The organism is Pseudodesulfovibrio halophilus DSM 5663 (assembly GCF_059568665.1).
The window spans coordinates 69,388-85,295 of sequence record NZ_JCANTV010000013.1; the positions used below are offsets into that span (position 1 = coordinate 69,388).

Sequence of the window (15,908 nt, forward strand, 5' to 3'; positions counted from 1 at the left end):
AGCCGCAACGGCGCGGACAATTCGATACGTTATTACTTGAAGGGAAAAACCGCCTCGAAGCGTTCGAGACCTTCGAGAAGCTGGTGGACGTATCGCACTATCTCGTCGTCCGGGGCGATGCGACAGGCGGCCTCGGTACCGGCGGCCATGTGCGCGCAGTCGTCGGCCCCCATGACGAGGCAGATGTTGCGGATGGTCTGCACCACGCCCTTGGCATCCTTGCGCTCGCCGCGCTCCAGATGCCCGAACACCTTCTCGGCGAGGTGGCGCACTTCCTGAACTCCCGTGCGGACCAGATCCGAGAACATGGCCTCGTCGATGTCCAGCCGCTCGCTCGGGGACGGCCCCTGAGAGGCTTCCGGCAAGGATTCGTCCGCCGCGGCACGGGCCGAATCGCCTTCGGGGGCTGCGTTCACGACGTCGCCGTCAAGCGGACCGCTCGCAGGCTGCTCCGGCCGCTCTCCGACGGACTCGTACTCCACCGCATCCGCAAACTCGCCCAGGACCGGCGCGGACTCCAGCACCACGTCTTCGTCTACCGGCGTCTGGATGCGATCGGCGAGCTCATGGCCCGCCCGGATTCGGCCGATGATGGCGGCCAGCTCCTCGAAGTCCACGGGCTTGGAAACATACGCGTCCATGCCCGCTTCAAGACACTTGTCCCGAAACTCCTTGAGCGCGTGGGCCGTCATGGCCACGATGGGGATATCCGGATTCGGGATGTCCATTTCCGGCGTGGCTGCGCGAATGGCCCGGGTGGCGGCGAGGCCGTCCATCACCGGCATCTCCACATCCATGAGGATGAGATCGTAGGTGCCCTGCCGCAGCATGGTCAGCACCTGCTCGCCGTTCTCCGCCACTTCGTGGGTGTGGCCCATTTCGTCCAGCCGCAGGGCGGTGACCATGACGTTCATGGGGTTGTCTTCGGCCACGAGGATGTGCAGGCCGTCCTGCCCCGAGAGGGGCTGAAGCGCCGGGCGCGTCTGCACGCCACACAGCACGCCCGCCTCGAAATAGGCGTCGAAGGAGAACACGCTGCCTCTTCCCACCTCGCTCGACACGGTGATGTCGCCGCCCATGAGCGCAATGAGCTCCTTGCAGATGGCGAGCCCCAGCCCGGTACCTCCGTAGGCGCGCGTGTTCTGGCTGAAGTTCTGGAAGATCGTGTCCCGGAACTCGTCGGGGATGCCGATGCCGCTGTCCTCCACCTCGAAATGCACGCCCAGCAGGTCCGGGTTCGGACTCTGCGCCGGACGCGCCCGTACGACGACGCGGCCCTTGTGGGTGAACTTGACCGCGTTTCCGAGCAGGTTCACCAGCACCTGACGCAGGCATACGGGGTCGCCCTTGACACAGTCGGGCAGGTCGTCCGCCATCTCCAGCTCCAGCTCGAGACCCTTCTGCGAGGCCTGCACCTCCATGGCGCGCACCGTTGTCTCCAGATGCAGGGGCAGGTCGAAGTCCACCCGGTCCAGTTCGAGCTTCTTGGCCTCGATTTTGGACAGGTCCAGAATATCGTTGATGATCTGCAGCAGGTGATCCGCCGAGTCCTTGACCGCGCGCAGGTAGTCGCGCTGATGGTCGGTCAGCTCGGTCTGGAGCGTGATCTCGGTCATGCCCACGATGGCGTTCATGGGCGTTCTGATCTCGTGACTCATGGCCGCGAGGAACTCGCTCTTGGCGCGGTTGGCCGCCAGCGCCTCCTCTCGGGTGGCGCGCAGCTCGTCCTCGGCGCTCTTGATGTCGCTGATGTCGTCCCACGCCCAGATGACGCCCTTGGAGAGGTCCTGGCGATCCACGGCCTTGGCGTACATGCGGCACCACGAGACCTCCCCGTTGCGCCCCACGAGCTCCCGCTCGGTGAGGAACTCGCCACAGCTCTCAAGCGCGTCGCGCATGTCCAGCATGAGCGCCCGGGAGTCCTCGGATGTGCCGAGCACCTCGGTCCAGCTCCTGCCCGTCGCCTCTTCCGGCGAATAGCCGAATGTCTCGGCCCCGCGCTGGTTGATGGCCTCCAGCAGGTCGCCACGCGTCATGGCGATGCCCATGAGCGAGTTGTCCAGAATGGCTTCCAGCTTGGACAGGGTACGCCGCAGCTCGTTTTCCGAGGCCTTGCGCGAAGAGATGTTGCGCACGTTTGCCAGAATGGCGGCGCGCTTGCGGAACAGTATGGGCCGCAGGTGGACCTCGACGTGGAACTCCTTGCCGTTGGACGGCTTCCGGGCCATCCACTCGAAAGACTGCTCGTGGCCCGCGGCCACCTCCGCCCACACGCCGGAGAGCGTATGAAGCGGGCACTGCCTGCTGGAGATGTCGCGCGCGATGGAAAGCGTGGGCAGATCCTCGCGCTTGAGGCCGTACATCTTGAGCATCCCTTCGTTGGCGTCAAGGATGACGCCCTCGGGCGTATGAACGATGATGGCGTCGTGGGAGCTGTCGAAGACCACCCGCAGCGCCTCTTCCGACTCCTTGAGCTCTGAAGTGCGCTCCCGCACCCGAACCTCGAGGTCCTGCCGCACCTTGCGAAGACTGCGCTCCGCCTGTTTGCGCCGCCGCATGTTTACGGCCAGAATCAGGATGACCACCGTCTGGATGGCGAGAAACGCGAGAATCACGAACAACGCGACGCGGTGCTCCTGATAGAAGCTGCGCGGGCGGTTGACGATTCCGCTGTCCGGCGCCAGCTCGGAAATATTCATGTTGAAGCGTTTGAGCTGGTTGTAGTCGTACTGCGCCTCCAGCAGCCCGGAGGTTATCACCGGCAGCCGCGCAGGCTTGCGCCCCGAAAGCACGAGCAGCCCCAGCTGCGCCATGGCCTGCCCCTGCTTGTATCCGCTGGTGAGCACGCCGCCCACTATGCCCTGCCCAAGCGCAAAATCCAGCAATCCGAACACGGGGACGCGGCTGCTTTCGGAGATGCGCCTCACGGCCTCCTCGCCACCCAGATAAAGCTCCCGGGAGTCCCGGTAATAGGCCCCCAGCAGCACGACGCTGTCCGAAGACAGCTCCGAGACGTCCTCCAAAAGCGATTCGAAGCTCGCGGGAGGCGCATAGGTGACCTGCACATCCTCTTCCAGTGCGGCCAGCTGACGCCGTATGTCCAGCGTCCACGCGCGTCCGGTGGGAGTGAAGTCGTTGATGACGTATATCTCGCGCGTTCCGGGGTGCAGCTTCATGGCGGAGCGCACCGTCGCCAGCGCACCCACTTCCTCCGCCACGCCGGTGAACACCGGCTTGTCGTCCAGCATCGAGGGCTTGTAGTCGTTGACTCCGCAGAACACCACCGGGACGCCCTCGAACAGCTCCTCGTGATACTTCTTCAGAAACTCGAACGCGTTGTTGTCCGCCGCAAGGATCAGATCGGGACGTATCTTGGCGTACTTGTGCGCGTACACCTCGCGTAGCTGCCGCTCGTATTCCGGGGTGAACTCCACGCGCTTGGTGTCCATGTTCTCCAGCAACAGTTCGATGCCGCTTTTGCCCGGACGCAGGACATCGCTCACCCCGCGAAGGATGTTCTCCGACCACGCGAGGTTCTGATGGTAGGAATTGACAAGCAGCACGCGCTTGTTGGGTTTACGCGCGTGTGCCTGCGAGCCCGCCGCCAGCGTCAGCGCGAGCATCAGGATGAGTGCTATTCTGCTATGCATGTCCTTCAAACCTGCCCGGGATGCGAGCAACCTAGCAAAAGCACCGCATCTTTCCAACGCCAATATGCAAATAGTGCATCAAGCAAAAAAATAACCGCTCTTTGACTCAAGTCATGTAGCCTGTATGCTCATTAGTCTAGGTTCTCCCCATAACGCGAACCGTTTTGAAACCATAAGGAGCGAAAAACATGTTTTGCTACCAGTGTGAACAGACAGCCAAGGGACAGGGATGCGACAAGGTAGGCGTTTGCGGCAAGCAGCCCACCACCGCCGCTCTTCAGGACCTTCTCGTATACGCCATGCAGGGCTTCTCTCAGGTGGCGGTCACCGCCCGTGAAAACGGCATCGACTGCCCCGAAGACGGCCACTTCTTCGCCCGCGCCCTCTTCTCCACCCTCACCAACGTGAACTTCGACGACGAGCGCTTCCAGCCCCTCATCGAAGAAACCGTGAAGCGCCGCGAAAAGATCAAGCAGAACCTCGCCATCAAGGGCATCAATCCCCAGTGGCATCCCGCCGCAGAATTCGAGCCCGCAGGCGACATCGACGGCCTCATCAAGCAGGGCGAGACCCATGGCATCGAAAACGACCCCGAGCCGAACGCCGACATCAAGTCCCTGAAGCAGACCGTCGTCTACGGCATCAAGGGCATCGCCGCCTACGCCGACCACGCCGCCATCCTCGGACAGGAAGACCCCGAACTCTACAAGGCCTGTCAGGAACTGCTGGCCGACACCCTGCGTCAGGACATGGATCTGGGCGCCTGGGTCGAAAACGCCCTCAAGACCGGACACACCAACGTTCGCGCCATGGAACTGCTCGACGCGGGCAACACCGGCACCTACGGGCACCCCGTGCCCACGGAGGTCCCCCTCGGCGCCAAGGCAGGCAAGGCCATCGTGGTCTCCGGTCACGACCTCAAGGACCTCGAGACCCTGCTCAAGCAGACCGAAGGCAAGGGCATCAACATTTACACCCACGGTGAAATGCTGCCCTGTCACGGCTACCCCGAGCTCAAGAAGTACCCCCACTTCCACGGCCATTACGGCACCGCATGGCAGAACCAGCAGAAGGAATTCGCCGAGTTCCCCGGCGCCATCCTGATGACCACCAACTGCATCCAGCGCCCGTCCAACAGCTACCAGGACAACATCTTCACCACCGGACTCGTCGGCTGGCCCGGCGTCACCCACGTGGGTAACGAAGACTTCACCCCGGTCATCGAAAAGGCCCTCGAAATGCCCGGCTTCACCGAAGACGAGGACAAGGGCACCGTCATGGTAGGCTTCGCCCGCAACGCCGTCCTCGGCGTGGCAGACAAGGTCATCGAGGCCGTGAAGGGCGGAAACATCCAGCACTTCTTCCTCGTGGCAGGCTGCGACGGCGCCAAGCCCGGCCGCAACTACTACACCGAGTTCGTCGAAAAGGCCCCGGAAGACACCGTCATCCTCACTCTGGCCTGCGGCAAGTTCCGCTTCTTCGACAAGCAGCTCGGCGACATCGGCGGCATCCCCCGCCTGCTCGACGTCGGCCAGTGCAACGACGCCTACTCCGCAGTCCAGATCGCTCTGGCGCTCGCCAACGCCTTCGACTGCGACGTCAACGACCTGCCCCTGTCGCTGGTCCTGTCCTGGTACGAACAGAAGGCCGTCGCCATCCTGCTCTCCCTGCTCGCACTCGGCATCAAGAACATCAGGCTCGGACCCAGCCTGCCCGCGTTCCTCACCCCGAACGTGCTCGACTACCTCGTGCAGAATTACGACATCAAGCCCATCGACACCCCCGAAAACGACCTCAAGGCCATCCTCGGCTAAGGCGTAACGTGCAACGAATGATTAAAGGGACCGGCTCTGCCGGTCCCTTTTCTTTTGGATGCTGCACATGACGAGAGGAGGTGGAGGACGGTTTGAAGAACAAGAATAGAAAAAGGGTTGAAGTGAGAGGGTGGATCGGGTGGACGCGAGACTTGTCCGGGATGGCCTGCTGGCAGTGGCTTTGCTGCGGGCTGCGTGACCAGAGACAGGTCCGCGTTTTCCATGCAACACGTCTCCCCTCGCCTGAGACTGTCCGAAATGCAGAAGCGTTTTATTGACGGGAGAATCGTCTCCGTTAGTCTGGACTCGCAACAACGTGAACAGGACAGGTTACGATATGACAGGAAAGGATTTCCCGCTGGCCCTGCCCGCCCCGGAAGGGGCGATGACCCGCATTGACGGGGAACTGCTCCGCCGCGCCGTGGAAATGTCCCGGCGCAGCCCGAGGAGACGCATCATCCAGCCGCTTCACAAAAGCCCGGACGCCCTGCTGCATCGCATGCTCAACTGCATGCAGCCGGGGACGTACATTCGCCCGCATCGCCATGTCGATCCGCCCAAGCCGGAGAGTTTCATTCTGGTCTCGGGGGCGCTCGTTCAACTGGTCTTTGACGATTCGGGTCAGCTGATTGAATCGTATGAGGTTCGCGCCGGCTCCGAACTCTTTGGCGGCGACATCGAGCCGGGCGTCTGGCATTCGTGGATCGTTCTGGAGCCGGACACCGTGGCTTTCGAGGTCAAGCCGGGGCCGTACACCAAGACTTCGGACAAGGAATTCGCACCGTGGGCGCCGGAGGAAGGCACGGATGAGGCGCGGGAGTGGCTGAAGGAAATGTCACAGGAATAGCCGTGACACTTTCATATACTTGCATGGGATCCGTCCTTGCCACTCTCTCAGGAATGCTTATCATGCCCTGATGAACACCGATCCCAGACGCGAAAGCATATACATTGAAGGCGCGAAGCATCATAATCTCAAGGACCTGACCCTCGACATTCCCCGCGAAAAGCTCGTGGTGGTCTGCGGCCCCTCGGGGTCCGGGAAATCGACGTTGGCGTTCGACATCGTCTACGCCGAAGGGCAGCGCCGCTACGTGGAGTCCCTCTCGGCGTACGCGAGGCAGTTCCTCCCGCAGATGGACAAGCCGCTGGTGGAGAAGGTGGAGGGGCTGTCCCCCGCCATTTCGCTGGAGCAGCAGACCACCAGCCGGAACCCGCGCTCCACCGTGGGGACCGTCACCGAAATATACGACTTCCTGCGCGTCTTCTTCGCGCGGCTGGGCAAATTCCACTGCCCGGAATGCGGGCGCCCCATCGAGGCACAGACCACGGACCAGATCGTGGACACCATCCTCGACCTCGACGAAGGCACCAGATTCATGCTGCTGGCTCCCATGGCGGAACACCAGAAGGGCACGCACAAGGACCTGCTCGACAAGCTGCGCAAGGAAGGGTTCGTGCGCGTTCGCGTGGACGGGACCGTGTACACGATCGACGACGTGCCGGAACTCGAGAAGAACAAGCGGCACACCGTGGAGCTGGTTGTGGACCGGCTGGTCATCAAGGACGGCATCAAGAAGCGGCTGGCGGATTCGGTGGAGCTAGCCCTGAAGCAGGGCGAAGAGCGGCTGACCATCGCCATCGTGGGCGGCGACCGCGGCGGGGAGGAGGTTCCCATGTCCACGCTCTCCACCTGCCCGGAGTGCCGCATTTCCCTTCCGCGCCTGACCCCGCAGCTTTTCTCGTTCAACAGCCCGCAGGGCGCGTGCAGGACCTGCAACGGCATCGGCTCCATGGAGTACTTCGAGCCGGACCTCGTGGCGCCAAACAAGGGGCTTTCGCTTTCCGAAGGCGGCGTGATCCCGTGGAAATCCCCGTATCGGCAGAAACAGTACGGGCCTGCGCTCAAGAAGCTGGGCAAGACGTACGGCTTCACTCCCGACACGCCGCTTGCCGACTTCTCGGACGAGGCGTGGAACGCGCTGTTCTACGGCAGTGAAAAGACCGGCTGGCAGGGCGTCATCCCGATTCTTGAGTTCGGTTACCGGCAGGCCGACGCGTGGGACCACTGGCTGGCGAGCTTCCGGCAGACGCGGCCGTGTCCCGCCTGCGAGGGCGCGAGGCTCAAGCCCGAGGCACTGGCCGTGCGCGTGGGCGAGGTCAACATCTTTCAATTCGTGAGCATGAGCATCCGCCGGGCGCTGCAGTGGCTGGAGTCGCTGGAGTTCGAGGGGCACGACACCCTCATCGCGGAGCCGCTCATGAAGGAACTGACGCACCGGCTCGGCTTCATGGTCAACGTGGGGCTGGACTACATCAACCTCGGCCGCAACATGTCCACGCTCTCCGGCGGCGAGGCGCAGCGCATCCGGCTGGCGTCCCAGCTCGGTTCCGGGCTGGTGGGCGTGACCTATGTGCTCGACGAGCCGAGCATCGGCCTGCACCCGCGCGACAACGAGCGGTTGCTGAACACGCTGCGTTCGCTGCAGGAGCGCGGCAACACCGTGCTGGTGGTGGAGCACGACGAGCCCACCATCCGCCACGCGGACCACGTCATCGAGCTCGGTCCCGGCTCGGGGATGCTCGGCGGCGAGATCGTCTATCAGGGCGACACGAAGCGGCTGCTGCAGTCGGATTCGCTCACGGGCAAGTACCTGCGCGGCGACCTGCGCATCGAGGTGCCCACCGAACGCCGCAAACCCGACGGGAACATCCGGCTCAAGAAGGTCTCCACCAACAACCTCAAGGATCTGGACGTGGACATCCCTCTGGGCGCGCTCACCTGCGTCACCGGGGTCTCCGGGTCCGGCAAGAGCTCGCTGGTGGTGGACTCGCTCTACAAGCATCTTCAGCTGTATCAGGGGCACCGGGCGGACAACCCGGGCCGCATCGGCGGCATCGAAGGGCTGGATCAGGTGGAAAAAGTCATCGCCATCGACCAGACGCCCATCGGCAGGACGCCGCGCTCCAACCCGGCCACCTACACCAAGATATTCGACGAGATCCGCAAGATCTTCGCGGGCTCCAAGGAAGCCAGAAAGCGCGGCTACCAGCCCGGACGGTTCAGCTTCAACGTCAAGGGCGGCCGCTGCGAGAAGTGCCGCGGGGACGGACAGCTCAAGATCGAGATGCACTTCCTGCCGGACGTGTACGTGACATGCGACACCTGCAAGGGCCGCCGCTACAACGCGCAGACGCTGGAGGTCACCTACCGGGAGAAGAACATCGCGGACGTGCTGGACATGACCGTGCGGCAGGCCTCGGCGTTTTTCGAAAACCATCCCGCGCTCAAGCGTCGGCTGTCGGTGCTGGAGCAGGTGGGGCTGGAATATCTGCACCTCGGCCAGCCCGCCACCACGCTTTCCGGCGGCGAGGCGCAACGCATCAAGATCAGCCGCGAGCTGGGCAAGCGCCGCCTGCCGGGCGCGCTGTACATCCTCGACGAACCCACCACCGGCCTGCACATGCACGAGGTGGGCAAGCTCATCAAGGTGCTGCATCAGCTGGTGGACAAGGGCGCGACCGTCATCGTCATCGAGCACAACACGGACGTGATCATGAGCGCGGACCACGTACTGGACCTCGGCCCCGGCGGCGGGGAGCACGGCGGCCGCATCGTGGCCTCCGGCACGCCCGAGGAGATCATCGCCAACCCGGACTCGGTGACGGGAAAGTTTCTGGTCTAGCGTCTTCGCCCCGCCATCTTTGCCGCGGAAAGTTGCATCTCCCGGCCGAGTGGGATATTGCGACGAAATGACTACTCTCGTCACCGGCGGCGCCGGATACATAGGTTCGCATACGGCCAAGGAGCTTGCGCGCCGCGGGCGCAAGGTGGTGGTGCTCGACAATCTCTCCACCGGACACCGGGACTTTGTGCGCTGGGGAGCCTTTGAAGAGGGCGATCTTGCCGACTCGGTCTTTCTCGACAGGGTTTTCGAGAAGCACGGCATCGACGAGGTGGTGCACTTCGCCGGCTTCATCGCCGTGGGCGAATCCGTGGAAAAGCCGGACATCTACTACCGCAACAACGTCTCGCACACCTTCACGCTGCTGGACGCCATGGTGCGGCACGGCGTGGAGCGCATCGTGTTTTCGTCCTCCGCCTCGGTCTACGGCGAGCCGGAAACCGAACGGCTGGCCGAGGAACATCCGCTGAATCCCATCTCCCCGTATGCGTGGTCCAAGCGCATCATCGAACAGGTGCTCGCGGACTACGGCACGGCCTACGGCCTGCGCTCCGTTTGCCTGCGCTATTTCAACGCCGCCGGCGCGGACCCGAACGCGGAGGTGGGAGAACGCCACCGCCCGGAAACGCACCTGATACCTTTGATTCTCGAAGCCGCCGCCGGCCGCCGGGAGTGCATCAGGGTCTTCGGCACGGACTACCCCACTCCGGACGGCACCTGCCTGCGCGACTACATCCACGTCGCCGACCTCGCGGATGCGCACGTCCGTGCGCTGGACCATCTGGCGGACGGCAACCCTTCGGACGTGTTCAACCTCGGCAACGGCAACGGGTTTTCCGTGCGCGAGATCATCGACGTGGTGCGCGAAGTTACCGGACTTGACGTGCCGGTGCAGGAAGCGCCGCGACGGGCCGGAGACGCGCCCGCATTGGTCAGTTCGCCGGAAAAGGCGGGGCGCGTGCTGGGCTGGCATCCCCGTTTCGAGGACGTCCGCTCCGTGGTGGCCTCGGCCTGGAACTGGCACCGCCGCGACTGGGCCTGACTTCCGTTTTACTCCGCGCGCAATACGGGTTACACCGGAGCCAACGCCATTTTCAGGGAGAATCCATGCACTTTTTCAGAAACGCACTGCTTCTGCTGACCCTGCTCGCCGTGGCGGGATGCGGCTACGGCTTTTCGCGCGGCAAGAGTGTGCTGCCCGAACGGTACCGGACGCTGGCCATCGCCGAGGTGAAAAACCCGGCCCCGCTTTCATGGCTGGAGCCTCGCGTGCGCTCCCTGCTGCGCGACGAGGTGACCCGGCGCGGCCTTGCCGAATGGGCCTCCGGGGAGCGGGCCGACGCGCTCATCACCATCGAGATCGAAAAATATTACCGCCGCGCCTCGGTGACGGGCGAGGATGAAGAGACCCTCCAGTCCGACGCCATGTTCGTGTTCGAAGGCATCATCCGCTCCTCGGTGGACGGCAGCGTGATCTGGCGCTCCGGCACCATCTCGCAGGACTGGCCCTTCCAGACCGGCGAGGAGGACGAAGCCGACGCGAAAGTCACCGAACTGGGCATCCGCCGCCTCGCGGACCGCATGGCCAACAACTTCTGATGTCCATGAAACGCCCCGCCTATTCTTTCCTGGTCTGCCCAGATCCGCAGCTCATCAAGTCCCGCATCGAAGACATGCTGAACCAGTCCGGCGTGTCCGGGTGGGAAAAACGCGTGTTCTGGGGCGATGACGAGGTGCCGCTGCCGGACACCTTCTGGACCGACCTGACCATCAAGGGCCTGTTCTCCCAGCCCAAGGCGCTGGTGGTGCGGCGCGCCAACAACTTCAAGGTGGACCAGTGGGACAAGCTGGGCAACGCCATCACCGGCGCGTCCACCGATGTCTGGCCCGTATTCTGCCTCGAGTCCGAGTGGAAGACCAAGAAGGCTCCGGTCCCCGCGCACCTCGCCAAGCGCGAGATATACAAGCGCGCCGACAGGAACGGCTGGGTCTGGCAGTCGCCGGGACTGGACCGCAACGGCATGCGCGACTTCGTGCGCTCGTGGGCTGCGCAGAACCAGATCCGCTTCGATTCCGGCGTGGAGAACCTGCTGGCGCAGGCGCTGCCCGAGGACGCCGTGGCCGTGCGGCTGGAGCTGGACAAGCTGGAACTGGCCGTCATGGACGACCGCACCGTGCGGCGCGAGCATCTGGATCTTGTCGCGCCCACGGGCGAGATGCAGTTCTTCGAGCTCATGGACGCGCTGGGCAAGCCCGGCGCGGAAGCCCATGTCTGGAAGCGCGTGCTGGAGGACCACCTCAAGCGGGCGCAGGACCGCATGCTGTTCAACCTCATCGGCTACCTCGCCTCGCAGGCGCGGCAGATGTGGATGCTGACCCACGGCGAGGAGCAGGCGGTCAAGGCCCATCCCTTCGTGAAGAAGAAGCTCACCGCCAAGGGCAACATGCTGGGCGAGACCGGGATCAAACGGCTCATCGACCTTGCCATGGACGCGGAATTTTCCGTCAAGACCGGCCTCCGCCGTCAGGAGGAGGTGCTGGACATCCTCATCGCCAGCCTCGTGGACTTGTTCCGCTCCCGTTCCGGCGGGAGATGATAATCATACGAACCCGAAGCCCGACGCGCTAGCATCATGACCAAGGACAAACCGCACTACCACGGACACAGGCAGCGGCTGAAGGAGCGGCTGACCCGCGATCCGCGCGCTTTGGCCGACTATGAAATACTGGAGCTGCTGCTGGCCTCGGTGCTTCCGCGCAGGGACACCAAGCCGCTGGCCAAGACCCTCATGGAGGTTTACGGCTCCCTCGGCGCGGTGATGCAGGCACAACCCGAAGACCTGAAGCGTTTCGACGGAGCAGGCCCCGCCGTGACCGCCCAGTGGCACCTGATGCGCGAACTGCTGGCCCGCGTGGCCGAAGACGGCATGCGCTCGCGGGAAGTGCTGGGCGACCCGGATGCCGTGGCCCGCGCCGCCATGGCAAGGTTCGGGGCCTGTCGCACTGAGGAGTTCTGGGTGGCGCTGCTGGACACCCGTCACCGCGTGATCGCGTGGGAACGCGTGGGAGCCGGCACCGTGGACCGGGTGGAGGCGTATCCGAGGGAAGTGATGGCGCTGGCCCTGCGGCACAAGGCCCGCTCGGTGATACTGGTGCACAACCACCCCGGCGGCGACCCGACCCCCTCGGAGGACGACCAGCTGCTGACCCTCGGGATGGTTCGCGCCGCCTCGGCCCTTGACGTGCTGGTGGCGGATCATGTCATCGTGTCGGAAACGCAATTTTTCAGCTTCAGCGACAAGGGGATGATCTGACATGCCGACAATGCACGCCGTCGTGAAAGGCAAGGTTCAGGGTGTCTGGTTCAGGGCATGGACCAGCGACCTCGCCGCCGAAATGAAACTGTCGGGCTGGGTGCGCAACATGGCCGACGGAAACGTCGAGCTGGAGGCGTCCGGCAACCGCGACGAACTGGACGAATTTCTGGAGAGACTCCACGACGGGCCGCCTCTGGCGCGGGTCACTGAAGTGGAGACAAAGTATCGCGACTCCGACGGTCACACGGACGGATTTCGCGTAGTGCGTTGATTTTTTTCACCGCAGCCCCTTGCCAAATGGTTTTGGGTTCTTAGGTTGTAACTCCGAAAAAACCAATGAAGGAAGGGTGTTCCTTTTGAGTAAGAAGAAAAAGAAGACACCGATCAAGCCGCGCCGCATCGTACGCCGCAAGCCTACCGGCGCCACTCGCGCCCCCATCCGGCCCGGTGGCCCGCAGGGCGGTTCGCAGGGCGGCTCCGACAACGCCGACTTTCCGGGCTCCTCCAGCCTTCCCGAACTGCTGGAAGCGCTGGCCTCCGGCCCCGGAAAGCCCGTATTCGGCGACGGAGAAAACGAATCCGGTCATCCGAATATTCCGACCTCGCTGCCCGTGCTGCCGGTACGGGACATCGTGGTGTTCAACTACATGATCCTGCCGCTGTTCGTGGGCAGGGAGAAGTCCGTGGAGGCCGTGAACGCCGCCCTGTCCGGCAACCGCTACATACTCATCCTCACCCAGCAGGACGAGTCCGTGGACGACCCGGGACCGGACGATCTCTACCGCACAGGCACCGTGGCCATGATCATGCGCATGCTCAAGATGCCTGACGGGCGCCTCAAGGTGCTCGTGCAGGGGCTGGCCCGCGCCCGCGTCAAACAGTTCACCAGCGATGACCCCTACCACATCGCGGAAGTGGAACCCATCCTCGAGCCCGAAGAGATCACGCTCACCCCCGAGCAGGAAGCGCTCATGCGCTCCTCCCGCGAGCAGAGCGAAAAGATTCTCTCCCTTCGCGGCATCTCCTCGGCAGACATCATGAGCGTGCTCAACAACGTTCAGGAGCCGGGCCGCCTCGCGGACCTCATCGCCTCCAACCTGCGCATGAAGGTGCCCGACGCGCAGGGCATCCTCGAATGCGAAGACCCGCTCGAACGCCTCGAGCAGGTCAACTCGCAGCTGGTCAAGGAGGTGGAAGTCGCCTCCATGCAGAACAAGATTCAGTCCATGGCCAAGGAAGGCATGGACAAGGCGCAGCGCGACTTCTTCCTGCGCGAGCAGATGAAGGCCATCAAGCGTGAACTGGGCGACACCGACTCGCAGGACGAGGAGATGGACCAGCTCCGCCGCGCCATCGAAAAGGCCGGGATGCCCCGCGACGTGCTCAAGGAGGCCTACAAACAGCTCGGCCGCCTCGAATCCATGCACGCCGAATCCTCGGAAGCCACCGTCATCCGCACCTATCTGGACTGGATGACCGAGCTGCCGTGGAAGAAGGTCTCCCGCGACCGGCTCGACATCAAGAAAGCCAAGACCATCCTCGACGAGGACCACTTCGACCTCGAAAAGGTCAAGGAGCGCATCCTCGAATATCTGAGCGTCAGAAAGCTCAACCCCAAGATGAAGGGCCCGATCCTCTGCTTCGTCGGCCCCCCCGGCGTGGGCAAGACCTCGCTCGGACGCTCCATCGCACGCAGCCTCGGCCGCAAGTTCCACCGCATGAGCCTCGGCGGCATGCGCGACGAAGCCGAGATCCGCGGACATCGCCGCACTTACATCGGCGCCATGCCCGGCCGCATCATTCAGGCCGTGAAGCAGTGCGGCACTCGCAACCCCGTGGTCATGCTCGACGAAATCGACAAGCTCGGAAAGGACTTCCGCGGCGATCCGTCCAGCGCGCTGCTGGAAGTGCTCGACCCCGAACAGAACTACTCCTTCACCGACCACTACCTGAACGTGCCCTTCGACCTGTCCAAGGTCATGTTCATCTGCACCGCCAACATGCTCGACTCCATCCCGGCCCCCCTGCTGGACCGCATGGAAGTCATCCGCATCCCCGGCTACACCGAGCAGGAAAAGGTCGCCATCGCCAAGCGCTACATCGTCCCGCGCCAGACGCAGGACAACGGCCTCGAAGACAAGGAGCTCCAGATAGGCGACAAGACGCTCGCCGCCGTGGCCCGCGAATACACCCGCGAAGCCGGACTCCGTAACCTCGAACGCGAAGTGGGCACCATCTGCCGCAAGATGGCCCGCCGCAAGGCCGAAGGCGAAAAAGGCCCCTTCAAGGTGACCCCGCAGTCCCTGCACAAGCTGCTCGGACCGCCCAGATTCCTCGACGACGAGCGCGAAACCGTGCTGCCCCCCGGCGTGGCCACCGGCCTCGCGTGGACCCCGGTGGGCGGAGAAATGCTGCACGTCGAAGTCTCCACCATGCCCGGCAAGGGCAAGCTGACCCTCACCGGAAAACTCGGCGACGTCATGAAGGAGTCCGCACAGGCAGCCCTGTCCATAGCGCGCGCCAAGGCGGACGAATACGGCATCGACCCGGACTTCGCGGAAAACCTGGATATCCACATCCACGTCCCCGCAGGAGCCACCCCCAAGGACGGCCCCTCAGCCGGCGTGACCCTCGTCACCGCACTCATATCCGCGCTCTCCGGCCAGTCAGTCAATGCCGAGACCGCCATGACCGGCGAAATCAGCCTGCGCGGACGCGTCCTGCCCGTCGGCGGCATCAAGGAAAAGATCCTCGCCGCCGTGAGCCGAGGCATGAAAACCGTGCTCATCCCCAAACAGAACAGCAAAGACCTCGACGACGTCCCCGAAGACCTCAGAAAACGCATAGCAATCAAACTCGTGGAACGCGTCGACGAAGTCTGGCCCCTCGCAGCCACGACCAAATAGCGTAGCCGCCAGCCAAGACAACGCAAAGCCCTCCCGCAACCATGCGGGAGGGCTTTCTTTGTTTGTGAGCGTGGACTGAGGGGGAGAGGGGAACCCCTTTCGCGAAAGGGGTTCCCCTCTCCCCCTCAGACTCCCCCACTCCCCTCCCCAAAGACCTTTGAACTGCCAAGCCGCATGAGGTGTTCCGAAAGCCCCAGCGCGTAGGCGGCTTGGCGAGAGGACGGACGGCGGTCGCTGATCAAAACAGACAGGGTAAACATAGGTAGCGCCGCGTTGGTCAGCTAAAAATCACGGAACCTAAATTCCCGTCAGCAGCGTTGCAGCATGAGCGCGGCTTGTGCAACCGCATGGACCGTGCGGTGCGCCCCCGCTGACAACTCAGGGTTTGCAAAAGGGGCCCGCCCCTTTGGTCCGCCTGAAAGGCCCGCCGGAGACTGCTTTTTTGCATACATTGCGGGTTTCGGCCAGTTAAGCGACCTTCGTTTTTTTTCGGCAGTTCAGGATCAGGAGTGTTTGTACTGAGGGAGTTCCTCGA

10 protein-coding genes are annotated in these 15,908 nt (G+C 63.5%); 9 read left to right on the top strand and 1 reads right to left on the bottom strand.

Annotated elements, in window-relative coordinates; genetic code table 11:
• Positions 1–32: 32 nt before the first annotated feature.
• Positions 33–3,650 (bottom strand): PAS domain S-box protein, encoded by a 3,618-nt coding sequence (locus BR24_RS12405; protein WP_496541797.1) that lies wholly within the window; start codon positions 3,648–3,650, stop codon positions 33–35.
• 188 nt (positions 3,651–3,838) lie between these two features.
• Between BR24_RS12405 and hcp the strand changes: the two genes are divergently transcribed.
• From hcp to lon, 9 genes are all read left to right on the top strand, one after another.
• Positions 3,839–5,464: a hydroxylamine reductase gene (hcp, locus tag BR24_RS12410; RefSeq protein WP_496541798.1), complete on the top strand. Its 1,626-nt coding sequence runs from the start codon at positions 3,839–3,841 to the stop codon at positions 5,462–5,464.
• A 337-nt stretch (positions 5,465–5,801) separates the two neighbouring features.
• On the top strand, positions 5,802–6,311 hold the full coding sequence (locus BR24_RS12415; protein ID WP_496541799.1) for a WbuC family cupin fold metalloprotein: 510 nt from the start codon (positions 5,802–5,804) through the stop codon (positions 6,309–6,311).
• A 70-nt stretch (positions 6,312–6,381) separates the two neighbouring features.
• On the top strand, positions 6,382–9,150 hold the full coding sequence (gene uvrA, locus BR24_RS12420) for an excinuclease ABC subunit UvrA (RefSeq protein WP_496541800.1): 2,769 nt from the start codon (positions 6,382–6,384) through the stop codon (positions 9,148–9,150).
• 67 nt (positions 9,151–9,217) lie between these two features.
• Positions 9,218–10,192 carry a UDP-glucose 4-epimerase GalE gene (gene galE / locus BR24_RS12425; protein WP_496541801.1) on the top strand — a complete coding sequence of 325 codons (975 nt, stop codon included), beginning with the start codon at positions 9,218–9,220 and terminating at the stop codon, positions 10,190–10,192.
• 65 nt (positions 10,193–10,257) lie between these two features.
• Positions 10,258–10,749 carry an LPS assembly lipoprotein LptE gene (gene lptE / locus BR24_RS12430; protein WP_496541802.1) on the top strand — a complete coding sequence of 164 codons (492 nt, stop codon included), beginning with the start codon at positions 10,258–10,260 and terminating at the stop codon, positions 10,747–10,749.
• Positions 10,749–11,747, top strand: coding sequence for a DNA polymerase III subunit delta (locus BR24_RS12435; RefSeq protein ID WP_496541803.1), 999 nt, complete (start codon positions 10,749–10,751; stop codon positions 11,745–11,747). Before lptE ends, BR24_RS12435 begins: the two co-directional genes overlap by 1 nt.
• A gap of 36 nt (positions 11,748–11,783) precedes the next feature.
• Positions 11,784–12,464: a RadC family protein gene (gene radC / locus BR24_RS12440; protein ID WP_496541804.1), complete on the top strand. Its 681-nt coding sequence runs from the start codon at positions 11,784–11,786 to the stop codon at positions 12,462–12,464.
• Position 12,465: 1 nt separating this feature from the next.
• Positions 12,466–12,738, top strand: a complete 273-nt coding sequence (locus BR24_RS12445) for an acylphosphatase (protein ID WP_496541805.1) — start codon at positions 12,466–12,468, stop codon at positions 12,736–12,738.
• Between the two features lie 85 nt (positions 12,739–12,823).
• Entirely contained in the window at positions 12,824–15,373 is a 2,550-nt protein-coding gene (lon, locus tag BR24_RS12450; protein WP_496541806.1) for an endopeptidase La, read from the top strand.
• The last annotated feature ends 535 nt before the right edge of the window (positions 15,374–15,908 follow it).